The organism is Bacteroides sp. HF-4919 (assembly GCF_018860125.1).
The window spans coordinates 66,559-90,631 of record NZ_JAHKNF010000019.1; the positions used below are offsets into that span (position 1 = coordinate 66,559).

General features: G+C 44.8%; 19 protein-coding genes, 1 tRNA gene, 1 rRNA gene and 1 pseudogene. 13 read left to right on the forward strand and 9 right to left on the reverse strand.

Features of this window, described 5'->3' with window-relative positions; translation table 11 throughout:
- Nucleotides 1–490: 490 nt before the first annotated feature.
- From metG to KO473_RS22690, 6 genes and pseudogenes are all read left to right on the forward strand, one after another.
- Nucleotides 491–2,530 (forward strand): methionine--tRNA ligase, encoded by a 2,040-nt coding sequence (gene metG / locus KO473_RS22665; protein WP_122130876.1) that lies wholly within the window; start codon nucleotides 491–493, stop codon nucleotides 2,528–2,530.
- 117 nt (nucleotides 2,531–2,647) lie between these two features.
- Nucleotides 2,648–4,093: a lipopolysaccharide biosynthesis protein gene (locus tag KO473_RS22670; RefSeq protein ID WP_005822427.1), complete on the forward strand. Its 1,446-nt coding sequence runs from the start codon at nucleotides 2,648–2,650 to the stop codon at nucleotides 4,091–4,093.
- Between the two features lie 3 nt (nucleotides 4,094–4,096).
- A complete protein-coding gene (locus tag KO473_RS22675; RefSeq protein WP_005811816.1) occupies nucleotides 4,097–5,281 on the forward strand; it encodes a glycosyltransferase in 1,185 nt (394 codons plus the stop codon).
- A 12-nt stretch (nucleotides 5,282–5,293) separates the two neighbouring features.
- Nucleotides 5,294–6,301: a hypothetical protein gene (locus KO473_RS22680; protein WP_005781683.1), complete on the forward strand. Its 1,008-nt coding sequence runs from the start codon at nucleotides 5,294–5,296 to the stop codon at nucleotides 6,299–6,301.
- Nucleotides 6,302–6,303: 2 nt separating this feature from the next.
- Entirely contained in the window at nucleotides 6,304–7,503 is a 1,200-nt protein-coding gene (locus tag KO473_RS22685) for a glycosyltransferase family 4 protein (protein WP_005822429.1), read from the forward strand.
- A 68-nt stretch (nucleotides 7,504–7,571) separates the two neighbouring features.
- Nucleotides 7,572–8,219: pseudogene (locus KO473_RS22690) on the forward strand (hypothetical protein).
- A 27-nt stretch (nucleotides 8,220–8,246) separates the two neighbouring features.
- Here KO473_RS22690 and wecB read toward each other — a convergent pair.
- Both wecB and wecC read right to left on the reverse strand, forming a co-directional pair.
- The gene (gene wecB, locus KO473_RS22695; protein ID WP_005811822.1) at nucleotides 8,247–9,377 is read right to left on the reverse strand and encodes a non-hydrolyzing UDP-N-acetylglucosamine 2-epimerase; all 1,131 of its coding nucleotides are present in this window, start codon (nucleotides 9,375–9,377) and stop codon (nucleotides 8,247–8,249) included.
- A gap of 30 nt (nucleotides 9,378–9,407) precedes the next feature.
- Nucleotides 9,408–10,610 carry a UDP-N-acetyl-D-mannosamine dehydrogenase gene (wecC, locus tag KO473_RS22700; RefSeq protein WP_005781671.1) on the reverse strand — a complete coding sequence of 401 codons (1,203 nt, stop codon included), beginning with the start codon at nucleotides 10,608–10,610 and terminating at the stop codon, nucleotides 9,408–9,410.
- Nucleotides 10,611–10,714: 104 nt separating this feature from the next.
- Here wecC and KO473_RS22705 point away from each other — a divergent pair, with 104 nt between their 5' ends.
- Nucleotides 10,715–11,980, forward strand: coding sequence for a glycosyltransferase family 4 protein (locus KO473_RS22705; RefSeq protein WP_005781668.1), 1,266 nt, complete (start codon nucleotides 10,715–10,717; stop codon nucleotides 11,978–11,980).
- A complete protein-coding gene (locus KO473_RS22710; protein WP_005822435.1) occupies nucleotides 11,973–12,746 on the forward strand; it encodes a glycosyltransferase family 2 protein in 774 nt (257 codons plus the stop codon). Before KO473_RS22705 ends, KO473_RS22710 begins: the two co-directional genes overlap by 8 nt.
- On the opposite strand, the gene KO473_RS22715 is transcribed toward KO473_RS22710, so the two are convergent.
- Nucleotides 12,680–13,390 carry an NAD-dependent deacylase gene (locus KO473_RS22715; RefSeq protein ID WP_032537716.1) on the reverse strand — a complete coding sequence of 237 codons (711 nt, stop codon included), beginning with the start codon at nucleotides 13,388–13,390 and terminating at the stop codon, nucleotides 12,680–12,682. The two genes, KO473_RS22710 and KO473_RS22715, sit on opposite strands and share 67 nt — an antisense overlap.
- Before the next feature lie 344 nt (nucleotides 13,391–13,734).
- Between KO473_RS22715 and KO473_RS22720 the strand changes: the two genes are divergently transcribed.
- The 5 genes from KO473_RS22720 (at nucleotide 13,735) to KO473_RS22740 (ending at nucleotide 16,356) form a co-directional block, all read left to right on the forward strand.
- Nucleotides 13,735–14,319: an FKBP-type peptidyl-prolyl cis-trans isomerase gene (locus tag KO473_RS22720; protein ID WP_005822437.1), complete on the forward strand. Its 585-nt coding sequence runs from the start codon at nucleotides 13,735–13,737 to the stop codon at nucleotides 14,317–14,319.
- Between the two features lie 20 nt (nucleotides 14,320–14,339).
- The gene (locus KO473_RS22725) at nucleotides 14,340–15,209 is read left to right on the forward strand and encodes an FKBP-type peptidyl-prolyl cis-trans isomerase (RefSeq protein ID WP_005811827.1); all 870 of its coding nucleotides are present in this window, start codon (nucleotides 14,340–14,342) and stop codon (nucleotides 15,207–15,209) included.
- A 198-nt stretch (nucleotides 15,210–15,407) separates the two neighbouring features.
- Nucleotides 15,408–15,872 (forward strand): Lrp/AsnC family transcriptional regulator, encoded by a 465-nt coding sequence (locus tag KO473_RS22730; RefSeq protein ID WP_032529828.1) that lies wholly within the window; start codon nucleotides 15,408–15,410, stop codon nucleotides 15,870–15,872.
- Between the two features lie 3 nt (nucleotides 15,873–15,875).
- Nucleotides 15,876–16,187, forward strand: a complete 312-nt coding sequence (locus KO473_RS22735; protein ID WP_005791909.1) for a DUF4491 family protein — start codon at nucleotides 15,876–15,878, stop codon at nucleotides 16,185–16,187.
- 95 nt (nucleotides 16,188–16,282) lie between these two features.
- Nucleotides 16,283–16,356 (forward strand) — tRNA-Ile (locus KO473_RS22740).
- 69 nt (nucleotides 16,357–16,425) lie between these two features.
- Here the strand turns inward: KO473_RS22740 and KO473_RS22745 are convergent.
- From KO473_RS22745 to rrf, 6 genes are all read right to left on the reverse strand, one after another.
- Nucleotides 16,426–17,199 (reverse strand): LytTR family DNA-binding domain-containing protein, encoded by a 774-nt coding sequence (locus KO473_RS22745; RefSeq protein ID WP_005822438.1) that lies wholly within the window; start codon nucleotides 17,197–17,199, stop codon nucleotides 16,426–16,428.
- The gene (locus tag KO473_RS22750; protein ID WP_005822439.1) at nucleotides 17,192–18,217 is read right to left on the reverse strand and encodes a sensor histidine kinase; all 1,026 of its coding nucleotides are present in this window, start codon (nucleotides 18,215–18,217) and stop codon (nucleotides 17,192–17,194) included. The genes KO473_RS22745 and KO473_RS22750 overlap by 8 nt, the downstream gene beginning before the upstream one ends.
- Before the next feature lie 42 nt (nucleotides 18,218–18,259).
- Nucleotides 18,260–19,549: a TolC family protein gene (locus tag KO473_RS22755; RefSeq protein WP_005822441.1), complete on the reverse strand. Its 1,290-nt coding sequence runs from the start codon at nucleotides 19,547–19,549 to the stop codon at nucleotides 18,260–18,262.
- A gap of 2 nt (nucleotides 19,550–19,551) precedes the next feature.
- Complete coding sequence (locus tag KO473_RS22760) at nucleotides 19,552–22,584, reverse strand: efflux RND transporter permease subunit (protein ID WP_005822443.1); 3,033 nt, start codon at nucleotides 22,582–22,584, stop codon at nucleotides 19,552–19,554.
- Nucleotides 22,581–23,624 (reverse strand): efflux RND transporter periplasmic adaptor subunit, encoded by a 1,044-nt coding sequence (locus KO473_RS22765; RefSeq protein ID WP_005822446.1) that lies wholly within the window; start codon nucleotides 23,622–23,624, stop codon nucleotides 22,581–22,583. The genes KO473_RS22760 and KO473_RS22765 overlap by 4 nt, the downstream gene beginning before the upstream one ends.
- Before the next feature lie 204 nt (nucleotides 23,625–23,828).
- Nucleotides 23,829–23,939: ribosomal RNA gene (rrf, locus tag KO473_RS22770) — 5S ribosomal RNA — on the reverse strand.
- Nucleotides 23,940–24,073 lie beyond the last annotated feature (134 nt).

A 24,073-nucleotide genomic window follows, 5' to 3' on the forward strand; every position in this document is an offset into this window, starting at 1 on the left:
TTCAAAGTTTATCCGAACCCTCAGAGAAACAGTTTCCTTCACACATCTTTCTTCATCTTAGCGTTGAAGATACACATCTTGGCGTACAAGATATACATCTTAGCACGCAAGATGCACATCTCAGCAGCTAAGATGAACTATAACTACCGACAAGAACAAGTTTACTTCCGGTTCTTTAACTTTTTGAGAAGAACAGTGTGCTATTTATAATCAAACCCTTAACATTGATCTTTCCCTTAACGGACAATATTGGTCCATCACACCTATATCCCAAACCGGAAGCATGCAACCGGAGACACAAAAGAACTCTCAGTCCAACTGTTCCACCCCGCCATTTTATTCATTCCTTAAGATCATGATCTTTATTGAAATTAACAAAGAGTGTGGAGGTATTATTCAAATCATCCACCTTATTTATAAAGAATTCATCAGAAAGTCGTTATCTTTGCACGTTCCCAAGTAGATAACAATAAATACACGCAATATATCAATGGAAAAGAATTTTAAAAGAACCACCGTCACTTCGGCACTGCCGTATGCAAACGGTCCTGTTCATATCGGACACCTGGCCGGCGTATATGTACCCGCAGATATCTATGTCCGCTATCTGCGACTGAAAAAAGAAGATGTACTTTTTATCGGAGGCTCCGATGAACACGGGGTACCCATCACCATCCGTGCCAAAAAAGAAGGAATCACGCCACAAGATGTGGTAGACCGCTATCATTTCCTGATTAAGAAATCATTCGAAGAATTCGGTATTTCGTTTGATGTATACAGCCGTACATCATCAAAAACACATCACCAACTGGCTTCCGACTTTTTCAAAACCTTGTATGAAAAGGGTGAGTTCATCGAAAAGACTTCAGAACAATATTATGACGAAGAGGCACATCAGTTCCTGGCCGACCGTTATATCACCGGAGAATGTCCGCATTGCCACTCGGAAGGTGCTTATGGCGACCAATGTGAAAAGTGTGGAACTTCACTTTCACCTACCGATCTGATTAACCCGAAAAGTGCCATCAGCGGAAGCAAGCCGGTCATGAAAGAAACCAAACACTGGTATCTGCCACTCGATAAACACGAAACATGGCTGCGCCAGTGGATATTGGAAGATCACAAAGAATGGCGTCCGAATGTATACGGACAGTGCAAAAGCTGGCTCGACATGGGTTTGCAGCCACGTGCAGTCAGCCGTGATCTGGACTGGGGTATTCCTGTGCCGGTAGAGGGAGCCGAAGGTAAAGTCCTCTATGTATGGTTCGATGCCCCGATCGGTTACATCTCAAATACGAAAGAGCTGCTTCCCGATTCATGGGAGACCTGGTGGAAAGATCCTGAAACCCGCCTGGTTCATTTTATCGGAAAAGATAACATCGTATTCCACTGCATCGTATTCCCTGCCATGCTGAAGGCTGAAGGCAGCTATATTCTACCGGATAACGTACCGAGCAACGAATTCCTGAACCTGGAAGGAGACAAGATATCGACCTCGCGTAACTGGGCAGTGTGGCTGCACGAATACCTGGAAGACTTCCCCGGAAAACAGGATGTGTTGCGTTATGTATTGACAGCCAATGCACCCGAAACCAAGGATAACGATTTCACCTGGAAAGACTTCCAGGCACGCAATAATAACGAATTGGTAGCCGTTTACGGGAACTTCGTGAACCGTGCGATGGTATTGACACAGAAATACTTCGAAGGTAAAGTACCTGCTGCGGGTGAACTTACTGATTATGATAAAGAGACGCTGAAAGAGTTCTCCGACGTTAAAGCTGAAGTTGAAAAACTACTCGATGTATTCAAATTCCGCGACGCGCAGAAAGAGGCGATGAACCTGGCCCGTATCGGTAATAAATATCTGGCTGACACAGAACCCTGGAAGCTGGCAAAAACTGACATGGAACGTGTAGGCACTATCCTGAATATCTCTCTGCAACTGGTAGCCAACCTGGCCATTGCTTTCGAACCGTTCCTTCCGTTCAGTTCGGAACGCTTACGCCGGATGCTGAATATGGATAGCTTCGACTGGGCAGAATTGGGACGGAACGACCTGCTTCCTGCCGGACATCAACTGAACAAGCCGGAACTGCTGTTCGAAAAGATAGAAGATGCCACTATTGAAGCACAAGTACAGAAGCTGCTCGATACGAAGAAGGCCAATGAAGAGGCAAACTACAAAGCCAAACCAATCCGCGCCAATATCGAATTTGACGACTTCATGAAACTCGATATCCGTGTAGGCACCGTTCTCGAATGTCAGAAAGTGCCTAAGGCCGACAAACTGTTACAGTTCAAGATAGACGACGGACTGGAGACACGTACCATCGTCAGCGGTATCGCACAACACTACAAACCGGAAGAACTGGTAGGCAAGCAAGTCTGCTTCATCGCCAATCTGGCTCCACGTAAACTGAAAGGCATCGTCAGCGAAGGTATGATCCTGAGTGCCGAAAACAATGACGGCAGCCTGGCTGTCGTAATGCCCGGACGGGAAGTGAAACCCGGAAGTGAAGTGAAATAAGTAATAAAATAAAGGGTGTACTCAGGGCTCTATTGAATGGGGCTCCGGGTGCACCCTCTGTTTTTTTATTCAACCGTACTAACGTTTTAAGAACGAAAAGGAGGAATCTGCTTTAATATGACAGAGCAATCGCTAAAAGAGAAAACAGCCAAAGGATTATTCTGGGGAGGATTCAGCAATGGCATCCAGCAATTACTGAACCTTCTGTTCGGAATCATCCTCCTTCGTATGCTGGATGCAACGGACTACGGCATGATAGGCATGCTGGCCATATTTACCGCTATAGCCAATTCCATACAGGAAAGTGGTTTTACTGCCGCTCTCGCCAATAAGCAAGTGTTCCGTCATGAAGATTACAATGCGGTGTTCTGGTTCAGTTTTCTGATGGGGGCATCGCTTTATCTGCTACTCTTTTTCTGTGCCCCTCTTATAGCGGATTTTTATAAGACTCCGCAGCTCGTTCCCTTATCCCGTTTCCTCTTCTTAGGCTTTCTGATCTCCAGTTGCGGGACCGCCCACAATGCGGTGTTGTTTAAAAAACTAATGGTAAAAGAGAAAGCGAAAGCTACGATTATCGCACTACTTTGTTCGGGGACCATAGGAATCGTAATGGCATACAACGGAATGGCTTTCTGGGGCCTGGCCGTACAGCAGATCACTTATATTTCCATCGCCAATGCGTTGCTGTGGCACTTCTCTCAATGGCGTCCCACTTTTTCATTTAATTTCAAACCCATCAGAGAGATGCTTCCGTTCAGTAGTAAGCTACTTATCACCAATGTATTCCATTACATCAATGATAATATATTCTCTGTTCTTCTGGGACGTTTTTATACCAGTCAGGATGTAGGATATTATACGCAAGCCAACAAATGGACCAATATGGGATTCTCACTGATCAGCAACATGATCAACGGGGTGTCTCAGCCTGTCCTGGTCGAAACCTCTTCCGACGCCATGCGACAGAAAAATATATTTCGGAAGATGCTGCGTTTTACAGCCTTCGTATCGTTTCCCTCCATGTTCGGACTGGCATTGATAGCCAACGAGTTCATCATAATTGCCGTCACCGCCAAATGGCAGGCATGTGTACCCATCATGCAGATTCTTTGCATCTGGGGAGCATTTGTCCCCATTACTTATATGTACTCCAATCTGCTGATCAGTAAAGGAAAATCGAATCTGTTTATGTGGAATACCATTGCACAGAGCCTGGTTCAACTCACAATACTTCTTTGTACGATCTCACAAGGCATACTCGTCATGGTCGCGATTTATACGGTTATCAACATCGGCTGGCTGTTGATATGGCATTACTTCGTAAACAAGCAGATACACATTACCCTGTGGGAGGCCCTGAAAGATATCACCCCGTACCTACTGATTTCCATAGCAGTCATAGGCGCCAGCCATTTCTTAACACTCGGCTTCCACAACCTTTATGTGTTGCTGATACTCAAGATAACAATAGCCGTGAGCCTTTATGTATTCATCATGTGGATCGGCAAATCGGTGATTTTCTTTGAAAGTGTACAGTTTATCCGGAAAAAACTTCAGAAATAAGCTATGAATATCCTGATTCAACAAACCAAAGCATTTCCTCACCGTGCCAATAGTTTTTATTGGTTCTATGCGCAACTGACCGAATGGCTGACTGCACACGGGGTAGATAGCAAACTTTACTTTTCGTACCTGGAACTGGCTGACAGTGAATTTGAGAACGGGCTCTTGCTACCCGATCATTATCCTCAGTTCTACACTCCCCGGAACATCGAGGCAATCTGTGAATTTATTGCCGATAAGAAAATAAATGTAATTCTTGACTACTCACATGTCATCACCGGAGACACACGCAGATATTACCTTGAAATCAGGAAAAGAAATCCCGGTATAAAAATATTCACGATGATTCACAACTGCCCCAGCCACACGACGCAGTTGAAACAATACGAATTGTCTACACTCCGTTTTAAGGATGTACGCGGGGCAAAACAATTCTTTCAATGGATGTTGCCACAACTTTATATCAACTTGTTAAAAAGAGTGGTCAGCCACCAGAACCGTTCAGCCTACGACACGCTTGATGAAGTAGTGCTGCTTTCGCCTGCCTATATCCCCGAGTTCAGAAAACTTATCGGTAAAAAAGATGCCCGGAGGCTATCTGCCATTCCCAATGCCATACAACCTGTACACAGCGTCATCCCAATAGAACAGAAGGATAAAGAAATTATCTTTGTGGGCAGAATGGCAACCGAAAAGGCATTACCCAGATTATTGAAAATATGGGAAATGATTCAGGATAAACTGCCGGACTGGAAACTTACACTCGTAGGAGACGGACCGCGATTCGACACATGCCGGCAGATCATCAGGGAAAAAGAATTGAAACGTGTCCGACTGACAGGTCATCAAATGTCTATTCCCTATATCGACCGTGCACGGATCATCTGTCTGACTTCTGTCATAGAAGGATTGCCCACCGTATTTACGGAAGCGATGTCATTAGGGGTAATTCCCATCGGATTCGACTCTTTCAATGCAATCTACGATATGATAGATGACGGGGTAGACGGATTTATTATCCCCGACAACAATTATGAGCAATATGCGGCAACTATTCTTCGTTTAGCCGGAGATGACACACTTCGCTGCCGGATAGCCCATAAAGCACAAACCCGTAAAAGCAGGTACGACATCGAGCATGTAGGCCCGCTATGGATGGACACTTTCCGCAGACACGGATTAATTTAACAGAAGAACACCATGAAAGTAACGATCTATCCTCATTCTACCAGTAAGGGCGATATACGGGTTAACCCGTATATCAGCGACTTTATCCAAACATTGGAACAAAACGGAATGATAATAGCCAATCCTCCGCATAAGAATCCACTGTTCAGCCTTATCCCGCAGAAAACGGACAGTGACGCTTATATTTTTCACTGGCTGGAGAATGTGCCGGATTATAAATATGGAGTATTACAAACCCTCGCTGCGATCTGGCTCCTTTTCAAAATCAAACTGCACAACAAAAAAGTGATATGGTTCCTGCACAACAAACAGCCTCACATAATGAAGCACCGATGGTCGAAAAAGCTATTGATAGGCCTCCTTCTCCGCAAAGCGGATTTGATAGTGACCCACGCCACAGAAGGTATAAAAGTTGTTCAGGATCAATACCCGAAAGCTGTTCCCAGAACGATATTCTTACATCACCCCACAAAGAACCGGATAGAAGAATATATGCCTCAACCGGCAGAAACCGACCTGTTGATCTGGGGTAATATCTCCCGATACAAAGGAGTGCCGGAATTCGTGCGCTTCGCCACGCGACATTCACTAAAGCTCAAGACTAAAATTATCGGCAAATGCAGCTCTACGGAACTGCTGGAAGAGTTGCGGACAGAAGGTAACGACAGGATCAGTATTGAGGACCGGAGTATCCCTTTTGACGAATTAAAACAAGAGATACGCAAATCACGCTTCGTACTGATACCCTATGCTGCCGAATCAATCCTGAGTTCGGGAATACTGATGGATTCTCTTTCATTCGGAGCTCAAGTAATCGGGCCGGATGTAGGCTCTTTCAAGGACTATGCAGCCGATCCTTTACTGAACGTATATACTTTTCATACGTTTGAAGACATACCGGACCTTGTCAACAAAGCAAACAAGGCGGTAAACATAGCCGATTACAATCGCTTCCTCGACACACACAGTTGGAACGAATTCGGCAAAGAATTCCAAAATTTACTTCTGAAAATAATATAGTTATGAAAGTTCTCTATACATTCGGCGGAATGCCCCATTACCTGAACGCCATGCTCAACAAGCTCCACGAAAAGGGAGTGGAAGTCACAGTCGTTACTCCACAAAAAGGAAATGCCACCATCGGCAAAGGGGTAAAAATGGTAGAAGGAGGTACATACAGGCATCTCACCAGTACCGAAAAGAAAGCATTTTACGGAAAAAGCGCTTACCCTGCCTTACCGGAAATAGTGCGTGAAGAACGACCGGACATTTTAGTAATGGGATGGCCCTACTTCCTGCAAGTATTCTTCCAACCCGGATTGAGAAAAGCTATGAAGGAGTGCCGGACACGGTTGGTGATTCGCGAGATTCCTTTCCAAACCCCTCCCTATGGAAAAATTAAAGAGTATTTCCGGAAAAACCCGATGTACGACGAAAATATGAGGCTGGTGAGTACCGGAACCGGCTTTTACCTTAAACAATGGCTCACGGCCAAAATACGCAAATATTGCTACGCACGTGCCACTGGAACACTGAATTACTCAACGGCCGCATACGATATCCTCCCTTCGTATGGTGTGAAGCGGGAACAGATACATGTTACTTACAACTCTACAGACACAGAATCGTTGCTGAAGGAAAAAGAAGCTGTTCTCGCCTCGGCTCCGCTTCTTCCCCACTCCGCCAAACGTGCCTTGCACATCGGCCGGTTGGTGAAATGGAAAAGAGTAGATCTGCTGATCGACGCATTTCCCAAGGTTATCGCTAATCATCCGGACGCAGAACTGGTCATAGTAGGTGACGGACCGGAACTGGATAACTTGAAGAAGCAAGCAGCCGAACGGAACCTGACGGATCGGATTCGTTTCATCGGTGCAGTATATAACCCCAAAGAATTGGGAGCTTATATGAACGAATCAACAGTCTATGTACTGGCAGGCATGGGAGGTCTATCCATCAATGATGCCATGACTTACGGATTACCTGTAGTCTGCTCGGTATGCGACAGCACTGAACGTGATCTGGTAACGGACGGAGTGAACGGACTCTTCTTCAGGGAAGGTGATGCCGACAGTCTGAGCGACAAACTTAACGAACTGTTCGCCTCTCCCGGACGTTGTGCCGAGATGGGACGTGAATCGGAACGAATCATCCGCGAGAAAATCAACATTGAAACGGTAAGCGAACGTTATTTGCAAGCTTTCCGAACTTTTATGCAGTAAAAATGGAGTACGATAAAAAAGAATGATTATCTTTAGGCAGACAATAATCATTTAATAGCTCTACTACTATGACCGATCTTACCATCCTTATCGCAGTCATCGCATTGGCTCTATGGCCGATTGTATTCCTTATATCACGTATCCTGCACGAGAGGAACAAGCTTGCAAAACCCTCGGGGGACACAGCCTCTTCCGAAACAGAAGAGGAAACAGAGGAAATGACCACCTCCGCACTGGTTATGAGTATCCTTCAATAGCTTGGTTGCCAGCCGGAAGTGAACGAAGAAAACCACATCAGCTTCAAGTATCAGGGAGACGACTTTCTTGTTGCAGCCGAGGACGGACTTCGGCTGATCATTGTATGGAACCCCTGGTGGGCCTCTATCAGCATCGATAATCAAGCGTTGCCTTATCTCAAAGAGATTATCAATGCGGTCAATATGAATTCATTAGTGACCACTGTCTATGCACTGGACGAAGATGAGAAAACACTGGGTATCCACAGCAAATGCCACATGCTTTTTGCACCGGAAGAAGAGGAACCGGAGAAAAGTTTCACCGATTTGCTGGACAGTTTCTTCACAACTCACAATACCATTAAGGAAAACCTGAAACAATTGGGCAACGGAATGCCCGATATGGAAAAGAAAGAACGGGTCAGAATCAAAGGGTTTGCCGCTTATAAGGATAACAGTACCGAACTGAAAGGGGAATAGCTCCCCATCTCACTCCGGCAAAAGAATCTAACGGATCAGTGCCGCTATGATACGTTCGCACGCATGCCCGTCACCATAAGGGTTATGTGTTTCGGACATACGCCTGTATAATTCTTTATTGTGAAGCAATTCGGTCACATTACCGACAATGGCCTCAGCATTCGTTCCCACCAGTTTCACCGTCCCGGCTTCTACTGCTTCCGGCCGTTCGGTAGTATTCCGCATTACCAACACCGGCTTGCCGAGCGAAGGAGCTTCTTCCTGTACCCCGCCACTGTCAGTCAGCAACAAAGTAGAATGTTGCATTGCGAAAATAAACGGCAGATAATCGAGCGGTGAAATAAGATACACATTATCCACCCCGGACAGAAGCTCGTATACAGGTTTTTGAACATTCGGATTCAGGTGTACCGGATATACAATATCCATATCGGGATGCAGTGCAGCCAGTTCTTTAATTGCTTTACAGATATGCAAGAATCCCTCTCCGAAGTTCTCGCGGCGGTGCCCGGTAACCAGAATATATTCGCGTCTACCTACTTCGTAACCTTTGTCGCGAAGTTCTTCATGCAGTCTTTCTTTGACTCCCGGTTTCTCCGAAATGATATCGACCGCCATCAGCAAAGCATCGATCACCGTATTGCCCGTAACAAAGATCTTTTTTTCATCAATATTTTCCTGCAACAAATTCTGTTTCGACTTCCCGGTAGGAGCGAAATAGTAAGTACAAATACGATCCGTCACCTGACGGTTCATCTCCTCCGGCCAGGGAGAGAGCATATCGTAGGTACGCAAACCAGCTTCAACATGTCCCACGGCAATCTGTTGATAGAACGCAGCCAGCGAAGCAGCCATGGATGTTGTGGTATCTCCATGCACCAATACCGTGTCGGGACAGAAGTCTTTCAGTACATCACGCAACCCCAACAACACTTTAGTCGTAATATCATATAAATCCTGATTGGGTGCCATGATGTTCAAATCGTAATCAGGAATGATGTCGAATACCTCGAGCACCTGGTCTAACATTTGGCGATGTTGCGCCGTCACACACACTTTCGTATCAAAGTGTTCCGTATCTTTTTGCAAAGCCTTTACCAACGGAGCCATTTTAATGGCTTCGGGACGGGTACCGAAAACAAGTAATATCTTTTTCATTGAACGATTACGATTGAGATTAGACAATTTCTATTTTCTGACTCCGCAAAAATCCAGTTCCAGTTTTCCCTCTTCGCGGGGTAATTCTACAAACGGAGTGTGGCGCACGAGCCATACAACAATATCGGCTTTTTTGTAAGCCTCCCGATAATCTGTCAGATGAAAGCTGGCGTGTGAAGCGACATTAGGTTCAACAATCAATACTTCAGCACGCGACTCGGATACGATACGGGAAGCGATATATTTGGCAGGGGACTCACGCAAATCATCGATATTGGGTTTGAAGGCAAGCCCCATGCAGGCTACTACCGGTTCCCGGTCATTCTTCTCCACAAACTGCTGGCAGGCTTCCATTACTTTGTTGGCACACCAATCGGCTTTATAATCATTCGTTTCACGGGCACGTTTGATGATCTGTGCCTGTTCGGGATAGTCCGAAACAATAAACCAGGGGTCAACCGCTATACAATGTCCGCCCACTCCGCAACCGGGTTGGAGGATATTTACACGCGGATGCTTATTCGCTAAATCAATCAGTTCCCATACGTTGATACCTGCCTTGTCGCAAATCATAGACAATTCGTTGGCAAAAGCAATCTGTGAGTCGCGCGAGGAATTCTCGGTGAGTTTACACATTTCTGCTGTCCGGGCATTGGTAGGATGCAGTTTACCCTGTACAAAGGCAGAATAAAACTCAATGGCCTTTGCTGTCGATTCGGGATTGATACCACCGATAACCCGGTCGTTATGAACCAGTTCATAAAGTGTATTGCCGGGCAACACACGTTCGGGACAATAAGCTATGTATATCTTATCTTTGAGTTCGGGACGCTCCTTATAAATGACTTCGGCCATGCGTTCGGTAGTAAATACCGGTGAGGTGGATTCTATCACGAACAAATTGCCTTCCCGCAGATAAGGAATTACGGAACGGGTAGCCGATTCCACATAGGTGATGTCTGCACGGTGGTTTTGCTTGAAAGGAGTAGGCACTACCACAAAGAAGGCGTCTGCCTGCTCGGGCTTTGAAACCGCACGAAGGTTTCCTGTCCGCACTACCTTTTTGACAATTTGGTCCAGTTCCGGCTCCACAATATGTATCTTACCCTGATTGATGGTTTCTACAACCGAAGGATTAACGTCCACACCTACAACCTCATAACCATGACCGGCAGCCACGGCAGCCGTAGGAAGTCCAATATAGCCTAATCCTAAAAAAACAACCTTTTTCATACGTATATCTCCTTATCTATAAGTGCCGCAAAAGTACAAATAATATGTGACTTTGTACGGTTTCTCACCGAAAACCACTACTTTTGCCAAAACATTTCGATCGAATGAGAGTTTTAATTATCAATACTTCCGAACGTATGGGTGGAGCAGCCGTCGCGGCAAGCCGCCTGATGGAATCGTTGAAAAACAACGGTATCAAAGCCAAAATGCTGGTGCGCGACAAGCAAACCGACCAGATCAGTGTAGTAGGTCTGCAACGCAACTGGTGGCAAGTATGGAGGTTCGTTTGGGAACGTATCGTCATCTGGAAAGCCAACCGCTTCAAGAAAAATAATCTTTTCGCAGTCGATATAGCCAATACGGGTACGGATATTACAAGCTTGCCCGAGTTCCAGCAGGCAGACGTCATCCATCTGCATTGGGTGAATCAGGGAATGTTGTCATTAAACGATATCCGGAAGATACTGAAATCCGGTAAACCGGTCGTATGGACCATGCATGACATGTGGCCCTGCACGGGCATTTGCCATCACGCCCGCGAATGTACCAACTATCATCAGGAATGCCATCACTGCCCGTACCTATACGGGGGAGGAAGCAAGAAAGATTTGTCAAACCGTATCTTTCATAAGAAGCAACAACTCTATAAAGAAGCCCCGATCACTTTCATCACTTGCAGCCAATGGCTGAAAGGACAGGCCGAAAAGAGTGCCTTGCTGGCAGGAGAGACAGTAATCAGTATTCCTAACCCCATAAATACCAATCTTTTCAAGCCCAGAGACAAAAAAGAAGCGCGCCGCAAATGTCATCTACCCCAAAATGGTAAACTGATCCTTTTCGGTTCGGCAAAAATTACCGATAAGCGGAAAGGCATCGATTATCTGATTGAATCGTGCAAGTTACTGGCAGATAGGCATCCAGAATTGAAAGAATCGCTTGGTGTGGTTGTCTTTGGCAAGCAATCGGAACAACTGAAATCACTTCTTCCCTTCAAAGTATACCCGCTTAACTATGTAAGCAACGAACACGAGCTGGTGGATGTCTACAATGCAGTCGACCTCTTTGTCACCCCCTCACTGGAAGAGAATCTGCCTAATACCATCATGGAAGCTATGGCATGCGGTGTACCTTGCATTGGCTTTAACGTAGGCGGCATCCCGGAAATGATAGATCATCTGCATAACGGATATGTAGCACAATACAAATCATCCGAAGATTTTGCCAACGGTATCTACTGGGCACTGACCGATCCGGACTATCCCTCCCTCTCGGAACAAGCTAACCGGAAAGCGATTGCCAACTATTCGGAAAGTATCATCGCCAAGAGATACATCGATGTCTACAACAAAATTACAGGAAGATATGCATAGCCACCTCAGCCCCAGATTCTCCGTCATCACGGTGACTTACAATGCCGAAAAGGTATTGGAGGATACCATACAGAGCGTGATTTCACAGACCTATCATCATGTGGAATATATCATCATCGACGGTGCATCGAAAGACGGCACTATGGCGATTGTAAACCGATACCGGGACCGGATCAGCCGAGTGGTGAGTGAACCGGACAAAGGACTTTATGACGCAATGAACAAAGGGATTGCCCTGGCAACGGGAGACTATCTTTGTTTTCTGAATGCCGGGGACAGTTTCCATGAAGACGATACACTGCAAAAGATGGTTCACTCCATCAATGCCAATGAGCTGCCCGACGTGTTGTATGGGCAAACCGCCTTGGTAGACACAGAAAGACACTTCCTCCGCATGCGCAGGTTATCGGCACCGGAGACCCTGTCCTGGAAAAGTTTCAAACAGGGAATGCTCGTATGCCATCAGGCTTTCTTTGCCCGCCACACACTCGTCGAACCATATGACTTACAGTATCACTTCTCGGCAGACTTTGACTGGTGCATACGTATCATGAAGAAGGCACGCACCTTACACAACACACATCTCACTCTGGTTGATTATCTGGAAGAGGGGATGACAACGCAGAACCGCAAGAAATCACTTCTCGAACGGTTCCGCATCATGACCCGATATTATGGTTTACTGAGTACCCTTGCATATCATGCCTGGTTTGTGGTAAGAAGTCTCTTCATCAAATCAGCCACTCCTTCCGACGCTCCTTTCTGAATGACATGTATCGGGCGGAAGCTATGCACATCCACCGGTTTGGGATCGATAAGGTATACTTCTGCATTCCAAGGTACGTAATTAAGCAACCCCGCTGCAGGATATACATTCATCGATGTACCGATAATCACAAAGATATCGGCTTTTTCTACCCAATTGATAGCTGTCTCTATCTCCGGGACCGACTCACCAAACCAAACTATAAACGGACGAAGCTGCGAACCGTCTCCGGCAAGATCACCCATCTTTACTTCAAACTCCTCCGGCCTTAGTTCTTTAATGTAGTGGGGGTTATTCGGATCCCGGCTTGAACATACCTTAGTCAGTTCACCATGCAAATGGATGATGTGGCTGCTGCCTGCCCGTTCGTGTAGGTTGTCTATGTTCTGCGTTACAATCGTTACACGGAAATCTTTCTCGAGTTCGGCCAGCAATTCGTGCCCCCGATTGGGTACTACTTCCAGCAACTGCTTACGTCGTTCATTATAGAAACGGACCACCAATTCGGGATTACGCGCATACCCCTCGGGGGTAGCTACCTGCTCCACCGGATAACGATCCCACAACCCTCCTGCGTCACGAAAGGTACTGATACCACTTTCGGCGCTCATACCGGCGCCTGACAATACAACCAGATTCTTCATACCAACTATTAATTTAAAGAAAAGCCCCCTCTGCCCGTTTTCGAGAAAAGCCAGAAGATGGAGCCTCACAAATTTAACTAAAATCTCCGAATAAACGAAGAAACCACCAAACATTCCACTTCTTCCCAATGCCTTTCCCATGACCGCCTGACCCGGATCGCATTGGATAATACAAACAATCCTTTCAAGAAACATCTTCCATCCCGGTTACGAAGTTAGCCGATAATAAGAAATTTTAAAACCAAAAAGTAAAATCATTCAAATAAAACACTTACTTTTGCCGCTTGTTAATTTGCAACTGACTGAAAGTGAAATAGAACATTCGGTCTCCAACAAAAAAATATATGGATAAATTTAGTTATGCAATTGGCCTCGGAATCGGCCAGAATTTATTAGGAATGGGTGCTAAAGGCATCGCAGTAGATGACTTTGCTCAAGCTATAAAAGATGTGCTCGAAGGAAACCAGACAGCCATCAGCCATCAGGAAGCCCGCGAAATCGTGAATAAATATTTCGAAGAGCTGGAAACCAAAATGAATACAGCTAACATCGAACAAGGAAAAGCATTCCTGGAAGAAAACAAAAAAAGACCGAATATTGTTACCCTGCCCAGTGGACTACAATACGAAGTAATCACTGAAGGTAAAGGAAAGAAAGCCCAGGCTACCGATCAGGTGAAATGCCACTATGAAGGTACACTGATTGACGGAACTTTGTTCGACAGCTCTATCAAACGCGGACAACCTGCCGTTTTTGGTGTAAATCAGGTAATCCCGGGATGGGTAGAGGCTTTGCAGTTGATGCCGGAAGGTTCAAAATGGAAACTTTATATCCCTTCTGAATTGGCTTACGGCGCACAGGGAGCAGGAGAAATGATCCCTCCTCACAGCACACTCGTATTCGAAGTAGAATTAATCGAAGTATTATAAAAATAAAATCGTAAAGCAAAATGAAAAAAGTAAGTATTTTAGCTGCTGTAGCCATAGCAACAGGCTTAGCTTCATGTACGGCTCAGGCTCCTAAAGCCACTCTCAAAACCGATGTAGATTCACTGTCATACGCTATCGGTATCAGCCAGACTAACGGTCTGAAAGACTATCTGTCACAGCGCATGGAGATGGATACAGCATACATTGCAGACTTCCTGAAAGGCGTAAACGATGCTGCCAATAAAACAAGCAAAAAAGACCAGGCTTATCTGCTCGGTCTGCAGATCGGATCACAGATGGCTGGTCCTCAAGCTATCAAAGGTATGAATCATCAGCTGTTCGCTGACGACTCGACTATGACTGTCAACAAGAGCGATATCCTTGCAGGTGTGTTCGCAGGTGTACTTAACAAAGATATGAAAATCACTCCGGAAGAAGCTCAGGTGCTGATTCAAAAGATGATGGAAAGCATCAAAGGAAAAGCTGCCGAGAAAAAATATGCCGATAACAAAGCTGCAGGTGAGAAATTCCTTGCTGAAAACAAAACAAAAGAAGGAGTAAAAACCACTGCAAGCGGATTACAGTACAAAGTGATCACTGAAGGTAAGGGTGAAATTCCTAACGATACATGTAAAGTGAAAGTAAACTACAGAGGCAAACTGATTGACGGAACAGAGTTCGAAAGCACTTACACACGTAACGAACCGTTCGTGACTAACGTAGGCGGAGTTATCAAAGGTTGGACAGAAGCTCTGAAAATGATGCCTGTAGGTTCTAAATGGGAACTTTACATCCCGCAAGAACTGGCTTACGGCTCAAGAGACATGGGACAGATTAAACCGTTCTCAGCATTGGTATTCGAAATCGAATTGCTGGATATAGAAAAATAAGAAGCTGTCAGGCTTTGCTGAAAAACAAACAGGAGAGATGCCGGATAATTGTATCCGGCATCTCTTTTTTTGCATCCGGATAATTAGAATAGAAAGTATACGATTTTTCTGTTTTTTCTGACTTTTATATAGAGAAATTAAAATAAATCTCTATATTTGCTTACTATTTGATAACAATTGGAATTTACATTTATTATTATGGAAAAAATAGACAACCTTGACAGGCAGATTCTGGAGATTATTTCTCAGAACGCCCGTATCCCTTTTAAAGATGTGGCAGCAGAATGCGGCGTTTCACGTGCGGCTATCCATCAACGCGTGCAGAGACTGATTGACCTGGGAGTCATTGTAGGCTCAGGTTATCATGTAAACCCGAAATCTCTGGGCTATCGTACCTGTACTTATGTTGGTATCAAACTGGAAAAAGGCTCTATGTATAAAGCTGTAGTAGCCGAGTTACAGAATATTCCGGAAATCGTAGAATGTCACTTCACGACCGGCCCATATACCATGCTGACCAAAGTATATGCACGCGACAACGAACACCTGATGGACTTGCTAAACAACAAAATGCAGGAGATACCGGGAGTGACTGCCACCGAAACCCTGATCTCGCTGGAGCAAAGCATCAAGAAAGAAATCCCTATCCACGCAGATAAATAACCGATGGAGTGGTTGAATGAATATCACCTGTCAGGGTTACTTATTGGGATCTGCACGTTTCTGATTATAGGCTTATTTCACCCTGTTGTGGTAAAAGCGGAATATTATTGGGGAACGAAATGCTGGTGGATCTTCCTGATATTGGGTATCGCAGGAGTAGCTGCCTCGTTGAGCACCGACAACATACTTGTTTCGTCTCTTCTGGGTGTATTTGCTTTTTCTTCTTTCTGGACTATCAAAGAAGTCTTTGAACAAGAAGAACGAGTGAAAAAAGGTTGGTTCCCTAAGAATCCCAAACGGACATACAAGTTTTGAGACATACGTAAAAGAGTCAGTTTTTGGCTGAAATATTTGCATAATTCACCCAAAAGCATTAATTTTGTCCCCGCATCCGATACAAAGGATACATCGGGCTTATAGCTCAGTTGGTTAGAGCAACAGACTCATAATCTGGAGGTCCTAGGTTCAAGCCCTAGTTGGCCCACTGAAATCGACTATAGATTATATAATCTATGGTCGATTTCGTTTTATACATACCTTAACAATTATTTTCTCAATGATTCAGCCATAGTTTGAAAGCAGAAAGCTTCTCTTCGCTGATCGTAATTTTCGATTTATAAGGCGGACGGACGGTTACTACTATTTTTCCGTTAAAAAAAGGCTCGGCATGGTCGATTGCATCGATACTGACAAGGACCTGACGGTTGGCACGGAAAAAACGTTCCGGATCCAACTGTTCCATCAGTTTATTCAAAGACAGATCGATGATATGTTCCTGACCTTTCCGGGTAACAGCAAACGTCACTTTATTCTCGGAATAAAAGTAGGCAATATCCGCAACTTGTAAAGACCAGAAACGGTCTACCCCGGAAATAAGGAAACGGGTACGGTAACGTTTCTCTTTGTGTTGAAGTGTTTCAAGCAGGACACCCAGATAATCTTCCGGCCGGGGAACTGCATTATTCAGTAAGCTTTCATATTTCACAATAGCTTCCGACAAGCGCTTCTCGTCTATCGGCTTAAGTATGTAGTCGATACTGTTGACCGTAAATGCACGGATGGCATACTGGTCATACGCTGTAGTAAAGATAATGACAGAGGAAGGATGTACCGCAGAAAGAAAATCAAAGGCATTCCCGTCTGCCAGATGTATGTCGAGGAAGATAAGATCAGGATGGGGATGCTCATGAAACCAAGCTACAGCTTCGTCTACATTGCCCGGAATCATAGTCAGAGTCCATTGTGGACGAAGTCCGGACACCATTGAATGCAGCAGACGTGCAGCCGGAATTTCATCTTCTATAATAACTACATTTAACTTATTCATACAGTAAAGGAACTTTTACGGTAAATACTTTCTCTTCCCTTTGGATGATTATCTCTTTGCCAAGCATTAACAGGCAACGGTTGGATAAATTTTTCAACCCTACGCCCGGAGATTCATGGCTCTTCTTCGGTTGTATGGGATTACTCACCACAAGATACTCTTCCTCTAAGCAGATCTCTATTTTCATGGGTTTACTCAATGTGATGGAATTGTGATTAATAACATTCTCTGCCAACAACTGCAAAGTCAGCGGGGGCAGCATGCAACCGGTATATCCGGAAGGAATACAACAGTTACAGCTAATACAGTCCCCTAAACGAACTTCGTGCAGGAACAAGTAAGATTGTAAAAACTCCAGTTCTTCTGCCAACGTAACCAATGTTTTATCCTGGCATTGTAATACATAACGGTATACACTGGACAAATGCTTGGTGAAACGTACCGCATTGCCCGGATTGTATTCTATCTCAGCAATCAATGTATTGAGACTGTTGAACAGGAAATGAGGATTCAACTGACTCTGCAAAGCCGTATAACGGGCAGTATCGTTCTCCATTTGCAATTTTGCAGCTTCTTGCTGCAGTTTCAGGTTGTTCTGGATGGAACGATTTGCCAATAGTAAGCCTACAATCACAAGTTCTACCAACCAGACTACAATCAGGATACGCCAACCACCATTCGAGAAAGTGAACAGATTGGGCAGGCCTACCAATAATTTGGCAGTAATCAGCAGACCATAGTTCAGCAGAAGGAACAACAGGGTTACGACGAGATAAGTAGCTGTTATTTTCCAACGATGGCGGATATTGAGTGCATACTGATTGTTTATCCACGAACTGATCCGAAGTGTAGAATATCCCAGCACATTGAGAGCTGCAATAAAGAAAACGAATGCTCCCTTTGAATAGAGAACATCCGCTACTTTAGGAGTGAGCTCCGTATAGTTGACAAGCAGGAGATAGGAAAAGATACCTAATCCCGAGAATAGCAGACCATATAACAGGGTATTCCATTTCATGCGAACAAAGCTATCATATTTCAGGTAATTATCATAAACTATTTAATATTTATTCAAAGCTCTGATCAATTCGGAATAAGATCCTTGTGCCGAGACTTTCGCTTGTACATGGTTGATTTGGGAGGCTTGCCGATACGTTTGTGCCTCAATCACTTCTATGACAGAGGCCTTCCCTTCAGTATACCGTTCCAATGCCATACGTTCGTTTTCAAGAGCCTTGCCCAGTGAGCTTTCGGTAAGCCGTACCTGCTCCAAGGCTTGGGAAAGCGAAACGCGGGCTGTTTCAACTTCCAGTTTTACCTGATCGGTTACCAGATTCAAGTTGTCGGTTGCCATACCTATTTTCAAAGACGCAGCCCGCTTTTCATCACGTCTTTTCCCCCATTCGAATAATGGAACGGACAGCTTGGCGTAAACCGCATAATTAGGGTCGAGATCAGAATGGAAATCATAACCGGGTGAAGAATAACTTCCATCCACACCTACATAAAATTGAGGCTTATATTTAGCATCTGTCAATTTCTTTGAGCTTTCTGCCATTTTAATCCGAGCATAAGCCATTTTCAACTCCGGACGGTCGGTTCCACCAGTCTCCCATAACTCCCCATCTAATACAACTGCAGAAATCGTATCTTCTATTTCAGTCGGGGCATGAAGTTCTACACCAATCAGAGAGTTTAGTGCCATACGCCCTGTTTCAAGATTTCTCTTAGCCTGCAACAGCTGATACTCCGCTTCATTCAGTTTCACTTCCGCCATGAGCAAATCCTGAGGATCGACCAATCCAGCTTCCACCCGTTCCCGAATGGTCTGAGAGAGAGTAGCGACCGAATTATGATATTCGGTAGTTACGCGGACTATTTCCGAGCGCGCAACAGTATTCCAGTATTGCATATCTGTCTGATAACACACAGCCGAACGGAAATAATCGGCTTGATATGTGGCCAGACTTTGCTGATGTTTAGCTAACCGGATATTCTCCAACAATCGTCCACCCGTATAAACAGGTTGCAATAAAGAGAGTGAAGCCCCGTACTTCATATTTCTCCCTTCAAAAGTCATCGGATTTTGCATCGAGGGTAAATCAAGATTCAACTGAAGGGGATTACCGGTATACTGAAAATTCGCATCCCCCGACAATTTGGGTCTCAGGTCCTTCTGTGCCGCTTTCTCCAATTCGATACTTGCAGCGATATTCTTATCCGCAGCTTTCAGGTCGTGGTTATAATCTACAGCCATCGACCTGTACTTCTGCAGCAGATTATTTTGCTGAGCAAAAGAAGCTGTCGGAACACACAACAAAAGGATAAGACATCTGTTTATTTTCTTCATCGTCATTTCTCTTTTATCTTATAAAACATAGCATAAAGTGCCGGAGTCACAAAAAGGGTCAGCAATGTGGCAAATGTCAGCCCGAAAATGATAGTAGCTGCCATTCCTCCAAATGCTATATCAAACAACAGGGGAACCATACCCAGAATTGTTGTCGTGGCGGCCATTAACACCGGGCGAGTTCTCGAAACCGTAGATTCAATCACAGCCGTATAAGGAACAACCCCCTCCCGGCGCTGCACATCTATTTCATCAAGCAATACAATCACATTCTTGATAACCATGCCCAATAATCCCAGCCATCCGGCAATCGGAAAGAAACCGAAATCAAATCCAGTCAGAAGCATACCTATGGCTACTCCAATGATGGATAACGGAAGTACACACAGGATAATAACCGGATCACGGAAGTTACCGAACAAAGCGACCAGAATAACTACCAACACAAGAAAAGCCAACGGAAAGAATTTACCGATTGCCTGCATCGCTTCCCCCTGATCTTTGTACTGTGAGTCCCAAAAGAAAGTATAACCCTCGGGCAGCTCCATCGCTTCTATCTCTTCACGAATTTCTCCATGCACTTCGGCCATTGTATGACCAGGTTTCACTCCACACATAGCAGCCATAGACAGCTGCCGGTTGTAAGTACGGATCTGCGGCCATTCCCATACTGACTCGATGCGTTCCGTCACCTGCGACAGAGGCGCCGAATGTTCTCCGTTCCACACCGAGAAATTACCCAAAGAACGGACATCTGTAATGTCAACTCCCTCTGACTTCAATAACACAGGAACTTTCTTTTCACCGTCGCGATAAACTCCCACTCTGGTTCCGTCGCTAATCGATTTTACAGACTCCATCATCTGTGCTTTGGTTATGCCAAGGACACCGGCCTTCACCGGATCGTAAACCGGCCGTATCACCATCGTCATATTTCCCCATTCATTGCGTGCATCTGCCACTTTAGGATTACGACGCATAATTTCTATCGCTACGCCTGTCAACGAGTCCAAAACGGCAGGATCAGGCCCCAGAAAGCGAGCTTCTATCATGGCCTCCGTTAGTGGACTTAATTCAAACTTATTCACCTTGATCAGAGGTTCCGGGTATTTCAGCCGGATAGAATCCTGCAACAGAGCATTCAGCGTCCTTGATTCTTTGGAGCTCTTACACTTCACTAACAATTGGGCATAGTTGGATTGTGGACCAAAAGATATATTCGATAAATAATAACGGGGCGGAGTACGACCTATATAAGATGAAACCATCTCCGTTTCTTCATGCCCACGAATATAATCGGCTATATCGCCCGCCATACGGTCAGTCTCCTCAATCGCTGTCCCTTCAGGCAACCACATATCGACAGTGAAGTATTGCTTATCCAGAGCGGGTACAAAAACCTTGGGAATATACTTGAAACTCCAGGCCGAAAAGAACAACAAAACAATCAACGAAGCAACCGTCACCGTGCGATGCCGAAGTACCCAACGCAATGCTTTACGGAAAAGATTATAATACTTCCCGTCAAACAGGGATGCTTTCAACTCTTCGGGACGCGGACGTCGTACAAACTCCTGAATGAAAAAAGGAGTCTGTGTCAGGGCAAATACCCAACTGAACATCAACGAAACGCCGATCACCACGACCAATGATGATAATAGCTCTCCGGTAATATGGGGTGAATAGTAAATCGGCAGGAAAGTAAGGATAGCAATAACTGTCGCTGCCAATAAAGGCATAGCGGTTGACGAACATGCACGCATGATAGCAACCCGCTTGCGCATTCCCCGTTCCATGTTAATCAGTGCAGAATCGGATACGACGATGGCATTATCAACCAGCATTCCCATAGCAATGATAATCGCGGCAAGCGACATTCGCTGAAGAGCAATATCACATGCCATCATAACAATAAGGGTGGCAAAGATAGAGAAAACCAATCCGCTACCTATCAGAACCCCATTCCTGAATCCGATAAAGAACAACAGAATAGCAACAACAGTGATAACCGAAATAATCAGATTCAAGATAAACCCTTGATTTGCTACCGCCGATTCATAGCCTTGATCGTAGATGGGAGTCAACTCATAACCATCGGGCATGGTTTGAGACAACTCACCAATACGTGCTTTAACAGCCTCTGCCATATCCACGACATTTCCTGTCGGTACAGTAGAAATGGCAATTCCAATTGCCGGACTACCATTTATACGCATTTGGTTTGCAGGAGGAGTCTGATAACTCTCCTCGATCTTCGCAATATCAGCCAAACGAAAATGCTCACCGTTACGTGAAACAATAGTAAGATTCCAGATATCATTCAGCGAATAAAAGTTACCGGTAGACTCAATACGGATACGATTGGTACCGGCATCCATACCACCGGCATCCACTACTTTATTCTGAGCCTCAAAAGCTCGTGCAATGTCGGAAGTCGTAACTCCACTTTGTGCCATCACAGCAGGACTGATTAGAATATCAATCGTCGGTGTTTGCACACCATAGATCTCAATCTTCGCCACATCCTTGACTTTTAGCAATTCATTCTTTATCAGTTTAGCCTGGTCTTCCAGTTCTCTATACGTATGGCTATCCCCCGTCAGTCCATAAAACACGCCGAGCACATCACCAAAGTCATCGTTCACGATAGAAGTTCCCGCACCGGCCGGCAATTTATCCTGCACATCATTCACTTTCCGGCGCAACTTATCCCATAGCTGCTGCATCTCGTCAGCACGGATTTCTTTCTTCACATAAACTGTAATCTTCGATAGTCCGGCACGATTTTCTGTTTTCAGATAATAAAGCTCACCCAAAGATTGTATGGCTTCTTCCAGAATGTCGGTCACCTGCGACTGTACTTCTGACGGTGAAGCTCCGGGATAAGAAGTCAGAACCAATGCTTGCTTAATAGTAAAAGGGGCATCCTCCAATTTTCCCATTTTAAAATAAGAAAACAGGCCTCCTGCCAATATCAGCACCAACAATAAGATTGTAACAGCTCTTTTCTGTAGAAAGTACTTTACCATTTTCATAATGAATTCGCCTTAGAAGAGATTGTTACTTTCATGCCGTCTGATAAAAAGCGTAGTCCGCTTGTAGCCACAGTCTCGTTATCCTGTAATCCCTCAATTATGATAATATAACCGTTAGGAAGCAGATTTCCCTTTTTCACCTGTCTATGGTTCACCTGATGAGTGTCAGTGTTTACAACCCACACATAATCACCTTCCGACGGACGATGGCATAGAGCTGTCTGCGGAATGGAAACACCAACCGGATTTGTTACCCGGGAAACATCAAATATTGCCTTACCCGACATTCCAGCCAGTAATTCCCCTTTTTCATTTGGTAAAATGGCCGTTAGTAAATAAGAAAGGTTGTTGCGGGTTGTCCCCTTCGATATTTCCATAATCCCTGCCTTATAAATCTTATCCGGCCGGGCATCAAAACGTATCTGAACAGTATCTCCGGGATGTGAAACAAATGCAATATCTTGAGTAACATAAATCTCCATTCTCAGCCGGTCTATATCAATAAATGAAATGACCGGCTGAGTAGCCTTCACATCCTGAAACTTCTCTATATACACTTCTCCCACATATCCATTAAATGGAGCTATCAAGCGAGTATCCTCCAATTCGTAAGAGGCGGTATCAAAAGCTGCTTTAGCAGTAGTATAATCAGCCTTGGCCTTTTCGTATGTACTGGCCGAAACATTATTCTTCTCGTACAACTTCTCTATTCGTTCAAACTCAGCTTTAGCCTGGCAATAGATCGCTTCGGCCCGTTCTTTACGAATATGAAAGTCACGCGGATCTATTTCAGCAATAATACTCCCCTGTTTGTAAGAGTTACCGGCATATACTTCAAAACGATCGATGGGGCCTCCTACGCGAAACGACAATTCCGATGTACGGAAAGGTTGCGCAATGAACGGAAACTCCGTTGTGTTCTGTCCAAAGCCCGGAATAGCTTGTGTTGTCCTGACAATAAAGTCCTGACTTTGCTTACTGTCTTTATCTGTGCAAGAAAATAGCAGTAAGAGAGTAACTAATAATGCACCTATCTTCATATCTTATTTTTTTAATTTCCCGACAAAAATAGATAATCAGACGATGTAATAAGGAAGTAAAGATTCTGAGACCGGAAAAATGAAGATTGAGTCAGGAGTATATGGGATGAAGCCGATAAAAAGATTATCAGGGGATATTGCTTATACCCAAAAACAAGTCATCCCCTCGTGTCTTCTGACCCGAGGGGATGAACTCTCTGAAAAAAACGGCGACTACCTACTCTCCCACTGTTACGCAGTACCATCGGCGTGATCAGGCTTAACTTCTCTGTTCGGAATGGGAAGAGGTGGAACCCTGATGCTATAGTCACCTGAATAAGGCAGACATAATGTACAAAAGTAAACTTAGCTGTCTATTATCTAAATAGTAAAGCTAAACGGATATATAAACCATAAAGGACAATAAAAGAAAGTCATCGGGCAATTAGTAACGCTCGGCTGTGATGTTA